The 13,623-nt window shown below is 65.4% G+C and carries 16 protein-coding genes; 8 read left to right on the forward strand and 8 right to left on the reverse strand.

The window, feature by feature from the left end; all coding sequences use genetic code 11:
• Positions 1 to 37: 37 nt before the first annotated feature.
• The 7 genes from trmD to N825_RS23485 all read right to left on the reverse strand — a co-directional run bounded on the left by trmD (position 38) and on the right by N825_RS23485 (position 5,556).
• Entirely contained in the window at positions 38 to 805 is a 768-nt protein-coding gene (trmD, locus tag N825_RS23455) for a tRNA (guanosine(37)-N1)-methyltransferase TrmD (protein ID WP_037457626.1), read from the reverse strand.
• Positions 805 to 1,449 (reverse strand): ribosome maturation factor RimM, encoded by a 645-nt coding sequence (rimM, locus tag N825_RS23460; protein WP_051512830.1) that lies wholly within the window; start codon positions 1,447 to 1,449, stop codon positions 805 to 807. The genes trmD and rimM overlap by 1 nt, the downstream gene beginning before the upstream one ends.
• Before the next feature lie 51 nt (positions 1,450 to 1,500).
• Complete coding sequence (gene rpsP / locus N825_RS23465; RefSeq protein ID WP_037457627.1) at positions 1,501 to 1,878, reverse strand: 30S ribosomal protein S16; 378 nt, start codon at positions 1,876 to 1,878, stop codon at positions 1,501 to 1,503.
• Positions 1,879 to 1,951: 73 nt separating this feature from the next.
• Positions 1,952 to 3,316, reverse strand: a complete 1,365-nt coding sequence (gene ffh / locus N825_RS23470) for a signal recognition particle protein (RefSeq protein ID WP_037457628.1) — start codon at positions 3,314 to 3,316, stop codon at positions 1,952 to 1,954.
• 620 nt (positions 3,317 to 3,936) lie between these two features.
• The gene (locus tag N825_RS23475) at positions 3,937 to 4,308 is read right to left on the reverse strand and encodes a type II toxin-antitoxin system VapC family toxin (RefSeq protein ID WP_037457629.1); all 372 of its coding nucleotides are present in this window, start codon (positions 4,306 to 4,308) and stop codon (positions 3,937 to 3,939) included.
• A 17-nt stretch (positions 4,309 to 4,325) separates the two neighbouring features.
• Positions 4,326 to 4,517: a ribbon-helix-helix domain-containing protein gene (locus N825_RS23480; RefSeq protein WP_037457630.1), complete on the reverse strand. Its 192-nt coding sequence runs from the start codon at positions 4,515 to 4,517 to the stop codon at positions 4,326 to 4,328.
• A 130-nt stretch (positions 4,518 to 4,647) separates the two neighbouring features.
• Positions 4,648 to 5,556 carry a LysR family transcriptional regulator gene (locus tag N825_RS23485; RefSeq protein ID WP_037457631.1) on the reverse strand — a complete coding sequence of 303 codons (909 nt, stop codon included), beginning with the start codon at positions 5,554 to 5,556 and terminating at the stop codon, positions 4,648 to 4,650.
• A gap of 129 nt (positions 5,557 to 5,685) precedes the next feature.
• Between N825_RS23485 and N825_RS23490 the strand changes: the two genes are divergently transcribed.
• The 4 genes from N825_RS23490 to N825_RS23505 all read left to right on the forward strand — a co-directional run bounded on the left by N825_RS23490 (position 5,686) and on the right by N825_RS23505 (position 9,495).
• Positions 5,686 to 6,756, forward strand: a complete 1,071-nt coding sequence (locus N825_RS23490) for a 4-oxalomesaconate tautomerase (RefSeq protein WP_245613209.1) — start codon at positions 5,686 to 5,688, stop codon at positions 6,754 to 6,756.
• 101 nt (positions 6,757 to 6,857) lie between these two features.
• Positions 6,858 to 7,871, forward strand: a complete 1,014-nt coding sequence (locus tag N825_RS23495) for an ABC transporter substrate-binding protein (RefSeq protein ID WP_037457633.1) — start codon at positions 6,858 to 6,860, stop codon at positions 7,869 to 7,871.
• A gap of 12 nt (positions 7,872 to 7,883) precedes the next feature.
• Positions 7,884 to 8,735 carry an ABC transporter ATP-binding protein gene (locus N825_RS23500; protein WP_084165002.1) on the forward strand — a complete coding sequence of 284 codons (852 nt, stop codon included), beginning with the start codon at positions 7,884 to 7,886 and terminating at the stop codon, positions 8,733 to 8,735.
• A complete protein-coding gene (locus tag N825_RS23505; RefSeq protein WP_037457634.1) occupies positions 8,719 to 9,495 on the forward strand; it encodes an ABC transporter permease in 777 nt (258 codons plus the stop codon). Before N825_RS23500 ends, N825_RS23505 begins: the two co-directional genes overlap by 17 nt.
• Before the next feature lie 66 nt (positions 9,496 to 9,561).
• On the opposite strand, the gene N825_RS23510 is transcribed toward N825_RS23505, so the two are convergent.
• Complete coding sequence (locus tag N825_RS23510; protein WP_037457635.1) at positions 9,562 to 10,455, reverse strand: MBL fold metallo-hydrolase; 894 nt, start codon at positions 10,453 to 10,455, stop codon at positions 9,562 to 9,564.
• A gap of 187 nt (positions 10,456 to 10,642) precedes the next feature.
• On the opposite strand from N825_RS23510, the gene N825_RS23515 reads away from it, so the two are divergent.
• The 4 genes from N825_RS23515 to N825_RS23530 all read left to right on the forward strand — a co-directional run bounded on the left by N825_RS23515 (position 10,643) and on the right by N825_RS23530 (position 13,493).
• Positions 10,643 to 11,974 carry a pentapeptide repeat-containing protein gene (locus tag N825_RS23515; RefSeq protein ID WP_037457636.1) on the forward strand — a complete coding sequence of 444 codons (1,332 nt, stop codon included), beginning with the start codon at positions 10,643 to 10,645 and terminating at the stop codon, positions 11,972 to 11,974.
• Between the two features lie 23 nt (positions 11,975 to 11,997).
• Complete coding sequence (locus tag N825_RS23520; protein WP_198038867.1) at positions 11,998 to 12,507, forward strand: MarR family winged helix-turn-helix transcriptional regulator; 510 nt, start codon at positions 11,998 to 12,000, stop codon at positions 12,505 to 12,507.
• A 49-nt stretch (positions 12,508 to 12,556) separates the two neighbouring features.
• On the forward strand, positions 12,557 to 12,940 hold the full coding sequence (locus tag N825_RS23525) for a tautomerase family protein (RefSeq protein WP_037457711.1): 384 nt from the start codon (positions 12,557 to 12,559) through the stop codon (positions 12,938 to 12,940).
• A 118-nt stretch (positions 12,941 to 13,058) separates the two neighbouring features.
• A complete protein-coding gene (locus tag N825_RS23530; RefSeq protein ID WP_037457638.1) occupies positions 13,059 to 13,493 on the forward strand; it encodes a tautomerase family protein in 435 nt (144 codons plus the stop codon).
• The last annotated feature ends 130 nt before the right edge of the window (positions 13,494 to 13,623 follow it).

Here is a 13,623-nt window from a genome sequence, read left to right on the forward strand (position 1 = left end):
GAACCCCTGAGAGGCTCCCGGCGGACCCGTTTGTCATCTATTCCATCGTCGCGACACGGTCGCGCCGACGGCGCTTCCGAGGTTCCTCAGCCTCGCGGCCAGCCTCGTAGAGGGACCACAGATCAGGCCGCCGGGCCTTCGTGATCGCCTCCGCCTCGGCCAACCGCCAAGCCCTTACCTTTTCGTGGTGACCGGAAAGCAGAACTTCCGGCACCAAGCGGCCGCGCCAGTCGGCGGGCCGCGTGTAGTGGGGATATTCCAGCAATCCCCGCTCGAAACTCTCTTCCCCAGCGGTCTCCTCGTTGCCCATGACGCCCGGCAAAAGCCGGACGACGGCATCGATCAGGGCCAGGGCCGCTGGCTCACCACCGGACAGCACGAAGTCGCCGAGGCTGACCTCCTCGACCCGATGCTCTTCCAGGACCCGCTCGTCGACCCCCTCGTAACGACCACACAGCAGCGTCACGACGGGCTCAGCCGCCAGTTCCCTGACGAGGGGCTGATCCAGCAGGCGCCCGCGCGGCGACAGATAGATGACCCGGCCGCGCGTTTCCCCTTCCGGACCGCCCGTGGTGTCCGTCAGGGCGGCATCCAGGACATCCGGCCGCATGACCATGCCGGGACCACCGCCGAACGGGGTATCGTCGACCGAGCGGTGTTTATCGCGTGCGAAAGACCGTATGTCCACTGTTTCGAGGGACCAGATCCGGCTTTCAAGTGCCCGCCCGGCGAGGCTGAGCCCCAGCGGCCCCGGGAACATCTCCGGGAAGAGGGTCAGGACGCGAACGGTCCACACGGGATCCATCACGCCTTTTCCCCATCGCCGCCGCTACCCTCGTCCTCGCTCTCGTCATTCCCGCCGCCATGCAGGGCCCGTTCCCTGTCCAACTCGCGGTCGGACGCCTCGGGAGGCGCCAGCAGATCGCTGGTCGGATCGGCGACGATGCGTCCGCCGGCGACATCCACCACGGGCACGATCGCCTTGGTGAAGGGCAGCATGACGGTGCGCTGGTCGGGCAACCGAACCTCCAGCATGTCCCCGCCGCCGAAGTCGTGGAGGGCGACCACCGAGCCGATCCGCTCGCCATCCGGTCGCGAGACCGGCAGGCCGATCAGGTCGGCGTGGTAGAACTCGTCCTCGTCCTCGGGTGGCGGCAACCGGTCCCGCTCCACGTGGAGCAAGACGCCGCGCAGGGCTTCGGCAGCCGTGCGGTCCGCGACCCCCTCGACCCGGGCCAGCCAGAGGTCCTTCATCGCCGATTGAAGCTCGACGGTGAAGCGGCGGGTGCCGGCCTGGTCGGTCAGCGGGTTGTAGTCCGCGATGACCGCGGGGTCGCCGGTGAAGCTCTTCAGCTTGACCAGACCACGCAGGCCATGCACGCCGACGATCTGGCCGACGCACACGCGTGTGTCGGTCTGGTCGGGCTTGCGGGCGGACGGGGGAGCCATGGGAGGGAACCTGAGCCTTCGAGTTCGTGAGCCGGGAAATCGACGCTGGACTTATTCGGCGCTGCCGGCGGCCTCGGCCTCGGCGCGCTTGGCGGCGGCCGCTTCCTCGGCCTTGATCCGCTCCTGGGCCTTGGCCTTCGGGGCGGCCTTCTTCGGGTTCTGGCGCTGCGACGGGGCCGGGATGACCTCGGCGCGGCCGAGGAACAGCTCGACGCGATCGGTCGGCTGGGCACCGACCGACAGCCAATGCTTGGCGCGCTCGGTGTTCAGGACGACCCGCTCCGGATGATCCTTGGCGAGCATCGGGTTGTAGGTGCCGATCTTCTCGATGAAGCGGCCATCGCGCGGGCTGCGCGCGTCGGTGACGACGATTGCGTAGAACGGGCGCTTCTTGGCGCCACCGCGGGTCAGACGAATCTTCAAGGACATTGCGAAACTACTCTCTTCACTCTGGTTGACGGTATGTATCAGGCGAAACTGGAGGGGCCGCGGGCGGCTGGGTTCATGGGAAACCCTTGCCCTTCGGCAGAAGACCGGCCAGACCTTGGCGCATGAAGCCCTTCTGACCCATCTTCTTGACCTTTTTCATCATGGTCTGCATGTCCTGGAACTGCTTGAGCAGCCGATTGACATCCTGGACCTGCACGCCCGAACCCAAGGCGATGCGGCGCTTGCGCGACGCCTTGATGATATCGGGATTACGACGCTCGGCCTTGGTCATGGACGAGATGATGGCTTCCTGCTTCTTCAGGATGCCCTCGTCGATGTTGGCGTCCTTGAGCTGATTCTTGATCTTGCCGATGCCGGGCAACATGCCGAGCATCCCCCCCATGCCGCCCATCTTGCGGATCTGCTTGAGCTGGTTCGCCATGTCGTCGAGGTCGAAGGTGCCCTTCTCCATCTTCTTGGCGAGCTTCTCGGCCTCCGCCTTGTCGATGTTCTCGGCGGCCTTCTCGACCAGGCTGACGACGTCGCCCATGCCCAGGATGCGGCCGGCGATGCGATCGGGGTGGAACGCCTCCAGCGCGTCGACCTTCTCGCCGACACCCAGCAGCTTGATCGGCTTGCCGGTGATCTGGCGCATCGACAGCGCGGCGCCGCCGCGCGCGTCACCGTCGATCCGGGTCATCACGATGCCGGTGATGCCGACGCGGTCCTGGAAGTTGGTGGCGACCGTCACCGCGTCCTGGCCGGTCATGGCGTCCACGACCAGCAGCGTCTCGACCGGCTTGGTGGCGTCGCGGACGGCCGCGACCTCCGCCATCAGCTCGTCGTCGATCGCCAGCCGGCCGGCGGTGTCGAGCATGACGACGTCGAAGCCTTCCTGCCGCCCCATCTGCATGGCGCGCTTGGCGATCTCGACCGGCTGCTGGCCGGGGATGATCGGCAGGGTGGCGACCTGGACCTGCTCGCCCAGGATCTTCAGCTGTTCCTGAGCGGCGGGGCGGCGCGTGTCCAGTGACGCCATCAGGATCTTCTTGCGCTCCCGCGTCTTCAGGCGGAGCGCGATCTTGGCGGTGCTGGTGGTTTTCCCCGAGCCCTGGAGGCCGACCATCAGGATCGGCACGGGGGCGGCGGCTTCGAGGTTGATCCCCTCGCTGGCCGAACCCAGCATCTCGACCAAGTGGTCGTGGACGATCTTGACGACCATCTGACCCGGCGTGATCGAACGCAGGACCTCCTGGCCGACCGCCTTCTCCTTGACGCCGGCGATGAACTGCTTGACGACGGGCAAGGCCACGTCGGCTTCCAGCAAGGCGATACGCACCTCGCGAAGCGCCGCGCCGACATCCTCCTCACTCAGCGCGCCACGCCGCGTGAGACGATCGAAGATGTCTCCCAGCCGTCCGGTCAGCCCTTCAAACATGCGTCACTCGGTCATGGTTCGCGAAAGTCGAATGCCCGTCCCATGCGATGCCGTGCGCCCAAACGAAATCGCGCCAGTGCGCGAAACTCGCGGACCGGCGGGCACCCTCAGGCGCGACAGGCAGCTCATGGGATTGAGCGAGCCGCGAAACTAGGGGAGCAACGCGGCGCTGTCAACATGTTGAAACGTCGGAAGCCGAAACGCCGGGGTTCGATGACATGCTGGCGGCTTCGTAATTCCGTGGTGTGGCCACGCCAGTTCAGGCCAGGGAGTTCCAGGCAATACCAACAGGCACCATTATCAACCGTGAGTTGATAACAAGACCATGAGCACAAATTCTCTGGTGTGCTTCGACGGCATTTTCTATTTAGGAGAGGCGGACAGCGGCCGGGACTGGCCCGGCCGCCTCCGCCACGAGGGAGTGGAACGATGCGTAAACATCGGTTCTCTCTCCGGGTCTGGTTCCAGGCGTTCGGGGTCAAGGCCCTGATCACCCTGCGTTTCTAGACCGGGAGCACGGCGGTGGGGCTGCAACCCCACCGCCTACCCTCCAAAGATAGTCCAGACCCGAAATCCCTTCAATGCTGAACTGGCGCGGTGCCGATTGAGACGACGGGAAGTCAGTGGGACAACCCGTACGGCATACGCACGCTAGGATCATCCACCGGAAAATCCTTCGAGTTCCTGGTCACCAGGAGCATGCCGTTAACCTGGGCGGAGGCCCAGATCACCGCGTCCGGTAGTTTAACGCGTCTATCACGACGCAAAACGACCGCTCGTTCAGCGACGCGCGCGTCTAGTCCAATCACTTCAAAACCGTCGAGAAACGCGCGGGTAGGCGTCTCCAATCTTCCTTCGGTTCCCACCATCACCTCCATCCAGGTGATGATGCTGATGGCCCGCTCCTCGTAACGGTTCAGTTCGTCGCGGGCCTGCGAGATCGCGTTGAGATAGTCGATCAAGATGGTGGTTTCGAACAGCGCCTTCACCATTCTCCACGTATCCGCTCCTAATATGCCAATCCATCCATTTTCCGGTCACCCCAAAGACCGAACGCATCGTGTTGATCATTGACGCGGTGCTTCTTTAGATACTCTTCGATGGCCTCCCTGATGACCGCAGCCCGCGATCGCTTATCCTTTCGAGCCAAATCATCGAGCGCCTGAACCTGCGTCTCACCAAGATCGACCAACGTACGCATTGAAACGCTCCGATGTCCGATATCAAGATAACGTATCACCCTGAGGCGTCCGACTGTAGAGCGATCCGCGCGAACGCCATCAATATCGGGTAGTCGCACATTCCCGTGCCGCTGATCGATCAACACCCCCTCACCCGCCGGCCGGCTTCCGCCATACGCTGATCAGCAGGTCCAGGAAGCGTTCCGTCGCGGGTGACAGGGTGCCGCCGCGGCGGCGGACGATGCCGATGGTGCGGGACACCTCAGGATTGTGGATCGGGCGGCTGACCAGGAAGGGATGATCGGCCTGGGGAGTCGCCAGCTTGGGCAGTACGGCGATACCGAGCCCCGCTTCGACCAGCCCCAGCGATGTGGACAGGTGGGTCACCTCGTAGAACCAGCGCAGCTTCAGGTTGGCGCGCGCCAAGGCCGCGTCCAGCAGGGTCCGGTTGCCGCTGGAGCGGTGGACCGTGATCAGGTGATAGGGTTCCAGATCGGTCCAGGCGATCTCGTCCAACTTGGCCAACGGATGCTCCTTGCGGGCGGCCAGCACAAAGGGGTCGTCCAGCAGCGGCTCGAAGGTCAGATCCGGATCGGACGTTCCCATCAGGTTGATGCCGAACTCGACCTCGCCACGCGCCACCGCCTGGAGGCCGTCATTGGCGGTCAGGTCCAGGATGCGGAACCGGATGTTGGGGAAACGCTCGTTGTACTGCTTTACCACGATCGGCAGGAAGTAGAACGCCGCCGTCGGGATGCAGGCCATGGTGATCAAGCCCGCCCGTTGGGCGCCGATGTCGCGTACCGCGAAGAGCGAGCCGTCGAACTCCTCCAGCATGCGCCGGACCAGCGGCAGCAACTCGCGCCCGACCGCCGTGGTCGAGACGTGGCGTGTCGTCCGTTCCAGCAGGGGCGCTCCGATGGCGCCCTCCAGCTTTTGGATGCGGCGGCTGAGGGCGGGCTGCGACAGGTTCAGCGCGTCTGCGGCCCGGTGGAAGCTCTCCAGTTCGACCACGGACAGGAAGGCCCGAAGGTCCAGGATCTCACAATTGATGTTCAAAACGCATCATTCCCTTTGGATTTTGCATTTAACAGAATAAAGCTTTGATGAGATAACCGCAACCGAGAGCAGGAGTGATCCACTCCACGCATCAATCGTCAAGCGGGCTGTCTGCCAATGAACGACCTCATGCGAATTCCATGCGTGCTAATGCGGGGAGGCACGTCGCGCGGACCCTTCTTCCTGGCGTCCGATCTGCCGGCCGATCCAGCCGAGAGGGACAGGATCCTGCTGTCGGTCATGGGCTCCGGCCATCCCCTCCAGATCGACGGCATCGGCGGCGGCAACCCCGTCACCAGCAAGGTCGCGATCATCGGTCCGTCGAGCGTTCCGGGCGCCGACATCGACTACCTGTTCGCGCAAGTCCGGATCGATCAGCGGCTGGTCGACACCTCGCCCAACTGCGGCAACATGCTGGCCGCCGTCGGGCCCTTCTCGATCGAGGCGGGGTTGGTGCCGGTCGAGGGCGCCGAAACCCATGTCCGCATCCACAACGTCAACACGGGCAAGCTGATCGAGGCGCGCGTGCCGACCCCGGCCGGCGCCGTGGCCTATCTGGGCGACGCCTCGATCGACGGCGTGCCGGGCTTGGCGGCCCCGATCGCGCTGACCTTCGTCGACGCCGCCGGCGCCAAGACCGGCAAGCTGCTGCCGACCGGCTCGCCCCGCGACATCGTCAAGGGCATCCCGATCACCTGCATCGACTGCGCCATTCCGATGGTGCTGATGCGCGCCTCCGACCTGGGGATCGCCGGCGACGAACCGGCCGCCGACCTCAACGCCGACGCCGCCCTGCTGCGCCGGATCGAGGCGGTCCGGCTGGAGGCGGGCAAGCTGATGGGCATGGGCGACGTGCGGGACAAGGTGATCCCGAAGCCGGTGCTGCTTAGCCGGGGGCTTGCCGAAGGCACGCTCACCGTGCGTTATTTCATGCCACATGAGTGCCATCCGGCGCTCGCCACGACCGGCGCGGTCGGCATCGCCACCGCCTGCATAACCGAGGGGACCGTCGCCGCGGACTTGGCTCCGAGGCTTCGGGCACCCGCCCGCATCGGGATCGAGCATCCCAGCGGACGCCTCGACGTCGACCTCATGGATCGCGACGGAACTCCGGTGGCGGGCATCGTCCGCACCGCCCGCCGGCTGTTCGAGGGATTCGTCTTCGCCAAGCCAGCCAAGGGTTTCGATCAGGCGGCCTGAAGACAAGTTTAAGGTTTCAAGGAAGCGGGGCCCGGATATCGGGCCGGATCACATGGACAACGCGGCCAACCGAGCCGTGTCGATAGGGAGAACATCCAGAAATGCGTAATTTCGCTTTGGCCGTCACGGTCGCCGCGGCGCTCGCGGGCTCGCTGACCGGGGCCGCCCATGCCCAATCCGTACGGATCAGCGTCGGCTCCTATAATCTGAACAACCTGCCCTTCCCGGTCGCCGAGGGTCTCGGCCTCTATAAGGAGCAGGGCCTGGACGTCACGACCGAGAACTTCGCCTCCGGTGGCTCCAAGGTGCTCCAGGCGCTGGTCGCCGGCTCGACCGACATCGCGGTGGGCTTCTACGACCACACCATCCAGATGCAGTCGCAGCGGAAGGACGTCGTCGGCATCGTCCAGCTGGCGCGCAATTCCGGACTGGTGCTGGCGGGCGGTCCCAACTCCACCTTCGATCCGGCCAAGCCGGAGACGATCAAGGGCGCCAAGATCGGCATCACGGCCCCCGGCTCCTCGTCGGACTTCTTCGTGCGCTATTACCTGGACCGGCACGGCCTGTCCCAGGACAGCGTCTCGCTGATCGGCGTCGGTTCGGGCGCCGCCGCCGTCGCGGCGCTGGAGCAGGGCAAGATCGACCTGCTGGTCAACTACGACCCCGCCGCCACCTTCATCGAGGCCAAGGGCGTCGGCAAGATCCTGATCGACGCCCGCGACGACGCCGGCGCCAAGGAAGTCTACGGCGGCATCTATCCGACCTCCGTCCTCTACGCCACGGCCTCCTACATCAAGGAGAACCCCGAGACGATCCAGAAGGTGGTGGACGCCACCGTCAAGGCGCTGGAGTGGATGCGCGACCACAGCGCCGAGGAGATCGTCGCCCAACTGCCGGAAGCCTTCATCTCCGGCGACCGCGAGACCTACATCAAGGCGGTCGAGAACGCCCGGCCGATCTTCTCCGCCGACGGCCGCTTCAGCGAGACCGACGTCAAGACGCCGCTGGAGGTGCTGCGCTCGTTCAACGACAAGGTCGCCGCGACCAAGATCGACCTGTCCAAGACCTACACCAACAGCTTCGTGGACAAGGCTCCGCGAACCGCGTCGAACTGAGGGGGCACCAGCATGTCAGCAGCAGTCGTGCGGGCGGTCCCGCAGCCTCCCATGCCGGCGAGCCCCCAGGCGCAGCCGTCACAGGCCAAATCCATGGTGTCGGTCGACAACGTCACCATGGCGTTCGGCTCCTTCGTCGCCGTGCAGGACGTCAACCTGACGATCAAGGATGGCGAGTTCGTCTCGATCGTCGGACCGACCGGATGCGGCAAGAGCACCATCCTCAACGCCATCGCGGGCTTGCTCCAGCCAGCTTCCGGGTCGATCACGATCGACGCCAAACCGGTCAAGGGCATTCAGGGCAACATCGGTTACCTGTTCCAGCAGGACGCCCTGCTGCCCTGGAAGACCGCGATCGAGAATACCGAGCTGGGCCTGATGTTCCGCCGCGAGCCGGCCGGTGTCCGCCGCGAGAAGGCGATGGCCTGGCTGGCCAAGGTTGGCTTGCGCGGCTTCGAGCACCGCTATCCGCACCAGCTCTCCGGCGGCCAGCGGAAGCGCGTTCAGATGGCCCAGGCCCTGATCACCGAGCCGCAGGTGATCCTGATGGACGAGCCGTTCTCCGCGCTGGACATCCACACCCGCCACCTGATGCAGAACGAGTTGCTGCGCCTGTGGCAGGAGGATCGCCGCGCCGTCGTCATGATCACCCACGACCTGGAGGAGGCGATCGCCCTGGGCGACCGCGTCGTGATCCTCTCCGCCGGTCCACGCAGCCACATCATCGAGAGTTTCGACGTGGATCTGTCGCGGCCGCGCGACGTGGCCGAGATCAAGCTCGACCCGCATTTCATGGACCTGTACCGCAACATCTGGGCCTCGCTGCGCGGGGAAGTGGAGAAGAGCTATGAACGCCGCGACTGAACGCGCGATCCAGATCGGCATCCTCGTCGTCATCCTGGGTGGCTGGCAGATCGGCACCATGACCGGGCTGATCGACGTCTTCTTCTTCCCGGCGCCACTGGACATCGGAACCCAGATCGCCTCGTGGGTCGCCGACACCAGCTTCTACCGACATGTCGGCATCACGCTGACCGAGACGGTGCTGGGTTACCTGATCGGTACCGGCCTGGGCGTCGCCGCCGGCGTCTGGCTGGGACTGAGCCGCAGCGCCGCCCGCATCCTGGACCCGTTCATCAAAGGGTTGAACGCGATCCCCCGCGTCGTGCTGGCTCCCATCTTCGTGTTGTGGCTGGGCCTGGGACTATGGTCGAAGGTGGCGCTGGCGGTGACGCTGGTCTTCTTCATCACCTTCTTCAACGCGATGCAGGGAGTGCGGGAGGTCAATCCGGTCGTGCTGTCAAACGCCCGCATCCTGGGCGCCAACCGGCGCGACCTGCTGCGCCACGTCTATTTCCCGGCGGCGGCCAGTTGGATCCTGTCCTCGCTGCGCACCTCGGTGGGCTTCGCCGTCGTCGGCGCCATCATCGGCGAGTACCTGGGATCGTCGGCCGGCCTCGGCTATCTGATCGCCCAAGCGGAAGGCAACTTCGACGCCACTGGCGTCTTCGCCGGCATCATCATCCTGTCGATCTTCGTCCTGTTGATCGACACCGTCCTGAACGTGGTCGAGAAGCGCCTGATCACATGGCGTCCCTCGGCCGGCGAGGAACGGCCCGCGTAAAGGCTGGGCCATTCCACAAGAAAGGGGCGCGTGGGTTCACACCCACGCGCCCCTTTCTTCTTTCCGTCACCGATACGCCGATCCATCCTCGGCGCGCGCTGGGTGCTCCAGGTACTTGCCGCTTTTCGGCACCGCCACCTGATCGAACCGCTCGGCGAGGTCGTACAACGCGGTCCGCATCTCGACACCCCGCATCGCCTCGCCGTGGCCGGTGATCACGAGATCGGGGTCGAGGGCGGCCAGCGCCGCGACCGATCGCTTCGCCTTGTCCCACTCCACCGTGTAGTAGGTCGGCGGACCATGCATCTCCGCCCGCTGGACCGCGACCGCATAGGCCGACTCCTGCCCCGTCGTGACGAAGGCGTCACCCGCGATTATGGTTCGGTCCGCCTCGCGCCAGAACGACACATGCCCGACGCTGTGGCCGGGAGTGTGGATCCAGCGCCAGCCCGGCATCCCCGGAACCGTGCCGTCCTCCGGTAGCGGCCGCAGCCGACCGCCGACATTCACGGGACCACGCGGATAGAACCGCGCCAGCGCCGCCATGGCGCCGCCACCGACCGATGGGTCACCCGGCGGATAGGACGCCCCGCCGTTCAGGTAAGGGTGTTCCAAGGGATGGGCGTAGACGGCTACGTCCCACTCTTCCGCCAGATCCTCCAGGGCGCCGATATGGTCGAAATGCCCATGGGTCATAACGATCGCGGCGGGACGCGCGCCGACGCCGAACCGATGCTCGGCGGCCGACTTGATCATGCCCTTGGTGCCGGGGATGCCGGTGTCGATCAGCACCCACCCGCGATCACCGGAGGCCGCCGGACCGGAGTAGACGACGTTGACGATGCCCAGCCGGCGGTAAGCGAGATCGGTTGCGATCTCGTGCGTCTTATCGCCACGCGCCGCGTCCAGTTCCGGATCGACGGCGCTGGCGTTTTGGGACAGGTGGATCTGTTCTGCCATTTCCAGGGGGTTTCCGATTATAGGGTGGACGGAGTTTCCCTTCCAACCGGCCGCCGGGGCCCGGCGTTCCCGGACCGTTCGCGGGAACGCCCCCTCCAGGGCCCACACTGATCACAGCGCTTTTTAACGAATTGTTCGTCAACCGACCCGTAGGCTAGGCGGCGAAGCCTCAGGAATGCGTCGGCAAATGGCCTCAGCCTCCAGCGAAACAAACGACATCCAGCGCGCCAAGCTCTCCCAGCAGGAGCTGAACGCGCTGACCGTTCGGCATCGGGCGTTCCTGAAACGGCAGCCCGGTGGTACCCGCGCCATCTTCAAGATGCGCGACCTGTCCCACCTCGACCTCAGCGGCCTTGATCTCACCGACGCGGATTTCAGCGGCGCCAAGCTCTACAGCGCCCGGCTGCTCGGCTGCAACCTGAGTGGCGCGGACCTTTACGGCACGGACCTGAGGCTGGCGAACCTGACCGGGGCCACCCTGCGGAAGACGGACCTGCGGGGTTCCTGCCTACGCGGCGCCATCCTGAACGAAGCCATGATGATCGACGCGGACCTGCGCGACGGCATGCTCATGCACATGGGCGCCTCGGGGACAATGTCGTCGGTCAATAACGAGGCGGTCAAGCTGACGACCGAGATGACCTGCGCCATCATGCGCGGCACCAACCTGTCGCGGGCGCGGGTGTCCAACGCCTTCGTCATGCAGACCGACATGACCGACGCCATCATGCGGGGCGCCAAGTTCATCCGGGCGAACCTGACCAATTCGGACCTGACGGGCGCCGATCTCCAGGACGCCGATCTGACCGGCGCCAACCTGTCGGGCGCGCGGCTGACCGGAGCGATCCTGTCGGGCGCGTTGCTCGAAAAGTCGCAGATGAGGAACGCGATCCTGGTCGGGGCCATCCTCGATGACGCCCAACGCCGCTCACCGGAATTGGCCGGCGCCGTGATGGCGAAGGGCTTCGAGGCCCTTGCCCGCGGCATGCCGAAAATCGCGGCGGACCACGCGTCGTGGATGGACAGCGGCGGCAAGGAGGGGTGCCGCGCGGATTTCGGCGGCCACGACCTGAGCGGCTTCGATCTCCACGGATTGAACCTGTCGGCGGCGCTGCTGCAAGGCGTGACCCTGGTCAAGGCCAACCTGTCGGCCACTCAACTCGCCATGGCGGACATGTCGCTGGGCGATCTCCGCCACATCAACCTGTCGAACGCCGATCTGCGCGGCGTCAACCTGGAACGGGCGACCCTGACCGGGGCGGACCTGAGGGGAGCCAAGCTGAATCCGGTCCTGATCCAGAGCGGCAGTGGCCACGTGTGGCGCGCCAACATGCACCGCGCCCGCTTGGAAGGCGCCAATCTCCAGCAGGCCGACCTGCGCAAGGTCAACCTGACCGACGCCAACTTGAGCCGGGCCGATCTGAGTGGCGCCGACCTACGCGAGGCGATCCTGGTCGGCACCGACCTGAGTGGCGCCCGGTTGGAAGGCGCCGACCTGACGGGTGCGACTGGCCTTTGAGCTAGTCCCAACCGCGCTCCGGCGTGCCGGGCGACGACCCCATTTCCCGGGCAAGCCGCTTCGTGATCCCAGACTTCCGGGTTGCGCCGTCCCGAAAACGGGCATATACCCGCTTTATGATGAGCAACACACCCTGCGCCTGCACGACGCTCCGCCGCGTTACGCGCGCGGTCACCGCCGCCTACGACGCGGCGCTCGCGCCCTCGGGCCTGCGCGTCACCCAGTTCTCCGTCCTACGCACGCTCGCACGCCTTGGCCCACTGCCGGTGACGCGCTTGGCGGCCGAGGCCGCGCTCGACCGCTCCACCATGGGCCGCAACCTCGACCCGCTCGAACGCCGTGGTCTGGTCCGGATCGCGGTGGGCGACGCGGACCAGCGCGAGCGCGTCGCCCACCTCACCGCCACTGGCGAGGCCGCGATCGAGGCTGCGCTGCCTTATTGGCACGAGGCGCAGCAGCGGGTCACCGCGCTCGTGGAGCCGTCCGCTCTCGGCGCGCTCTCCGATCGGCTCGACGCCCTGCGTGAGGCGTGAGCACCGTTCCACACCCAGAAGCGGGTATATGCCCGCGAAGGAGACCAATATGCCTTTCGCCCGTATCGATCTTGTCCAGGGTAAGTCCGCCGACTACCGCCGCACGATCGGCGAGGTCATCTACGATGCCATGGTCGACATCCTGAAAGCGCCGCTGGACGACCGCTTCCAGGTGATCAACGAGCACCCCGCCGAAAATCTCATCGCCGACCCCAACTATCTTGGCATCACGCGCACGGGCGACTGCATCCTCATCCAGCTGACGCTCAACGCGGGTCGCACGGTCGAGCAAAAGAAGGGCTTCTACAAGGCCGTGGCCGACGGCCTGCACGATCGCTTGGGTCTGCGCCGCGAGGACGTCTTCATCAGCCTCGTCGAGGTGCCCAAGGAGAACTGGTCCTTCGGCAACGGCGAAGCCCAATACGCGACCTGATCACCGGCACCATAGCCGCACCTTCGCCCGCTCTGGGGCGGAGCGGCCGGAGCGAAACGGCGGCTTCCCTCCGATCCATGTGGGGCCACACTGAACAACCAAAACAGGGATATCGCACATGCCAACATATGCGTTCTCAACCGCGAAGGAGTTGACCGCCGAGCAGCGAGCCAAGCTCGTCGAGAGCGTCACATCCATCCATCAGGTGGAAGCGGCGGCTCCGCGCTACTTCGTCCAAGTCATCTTCCACAAGATCGAGCCAGGCTCGATGTTCATCGGTGGCGAAGCCGCATCACCCGATCATGTTTGGGTGCGCGCCGATATTCGATCGGGAAGAACCAACGAACAAAAAGCAAATATACTTCGGCGCGTCATGCGGGAGACGAGTGAAATTCTTGGGATAGCGGAACAAGCAGTTTGGGTTTACATCTCTGATATTCCGGCACAGGGGGTCCTGGAATTTGGCAATGTTCTACCGGAGCCCGGCGGCGAGGAGCAGTGGCTCGCATCTTTGCCAAGCGCGTTACGCGAGAAACTCATGCGCTCCGCCTGACAGACATGAGCTAGCTCGACGGCTTGGGTGGGAAGCCGAAGCCGTCGAGCAAGTCCAATGCTTGGTGCCCACGCCTCGCGGCGGCGATGGAATGGGCGCCCTGCCTAGTCGCGCGTCAAACCCTGATTAG

The organism is Skermanella stibiiresistens SB22, from assembly GCF_000576635.1.
Classification (GTDB): domain Bacteria; phylum Pseudomonadota; class Alphaproteobacteria; order Azospirillales; family Azospirillaceae; genus Skermanella; species Skermanella stibiiresistens.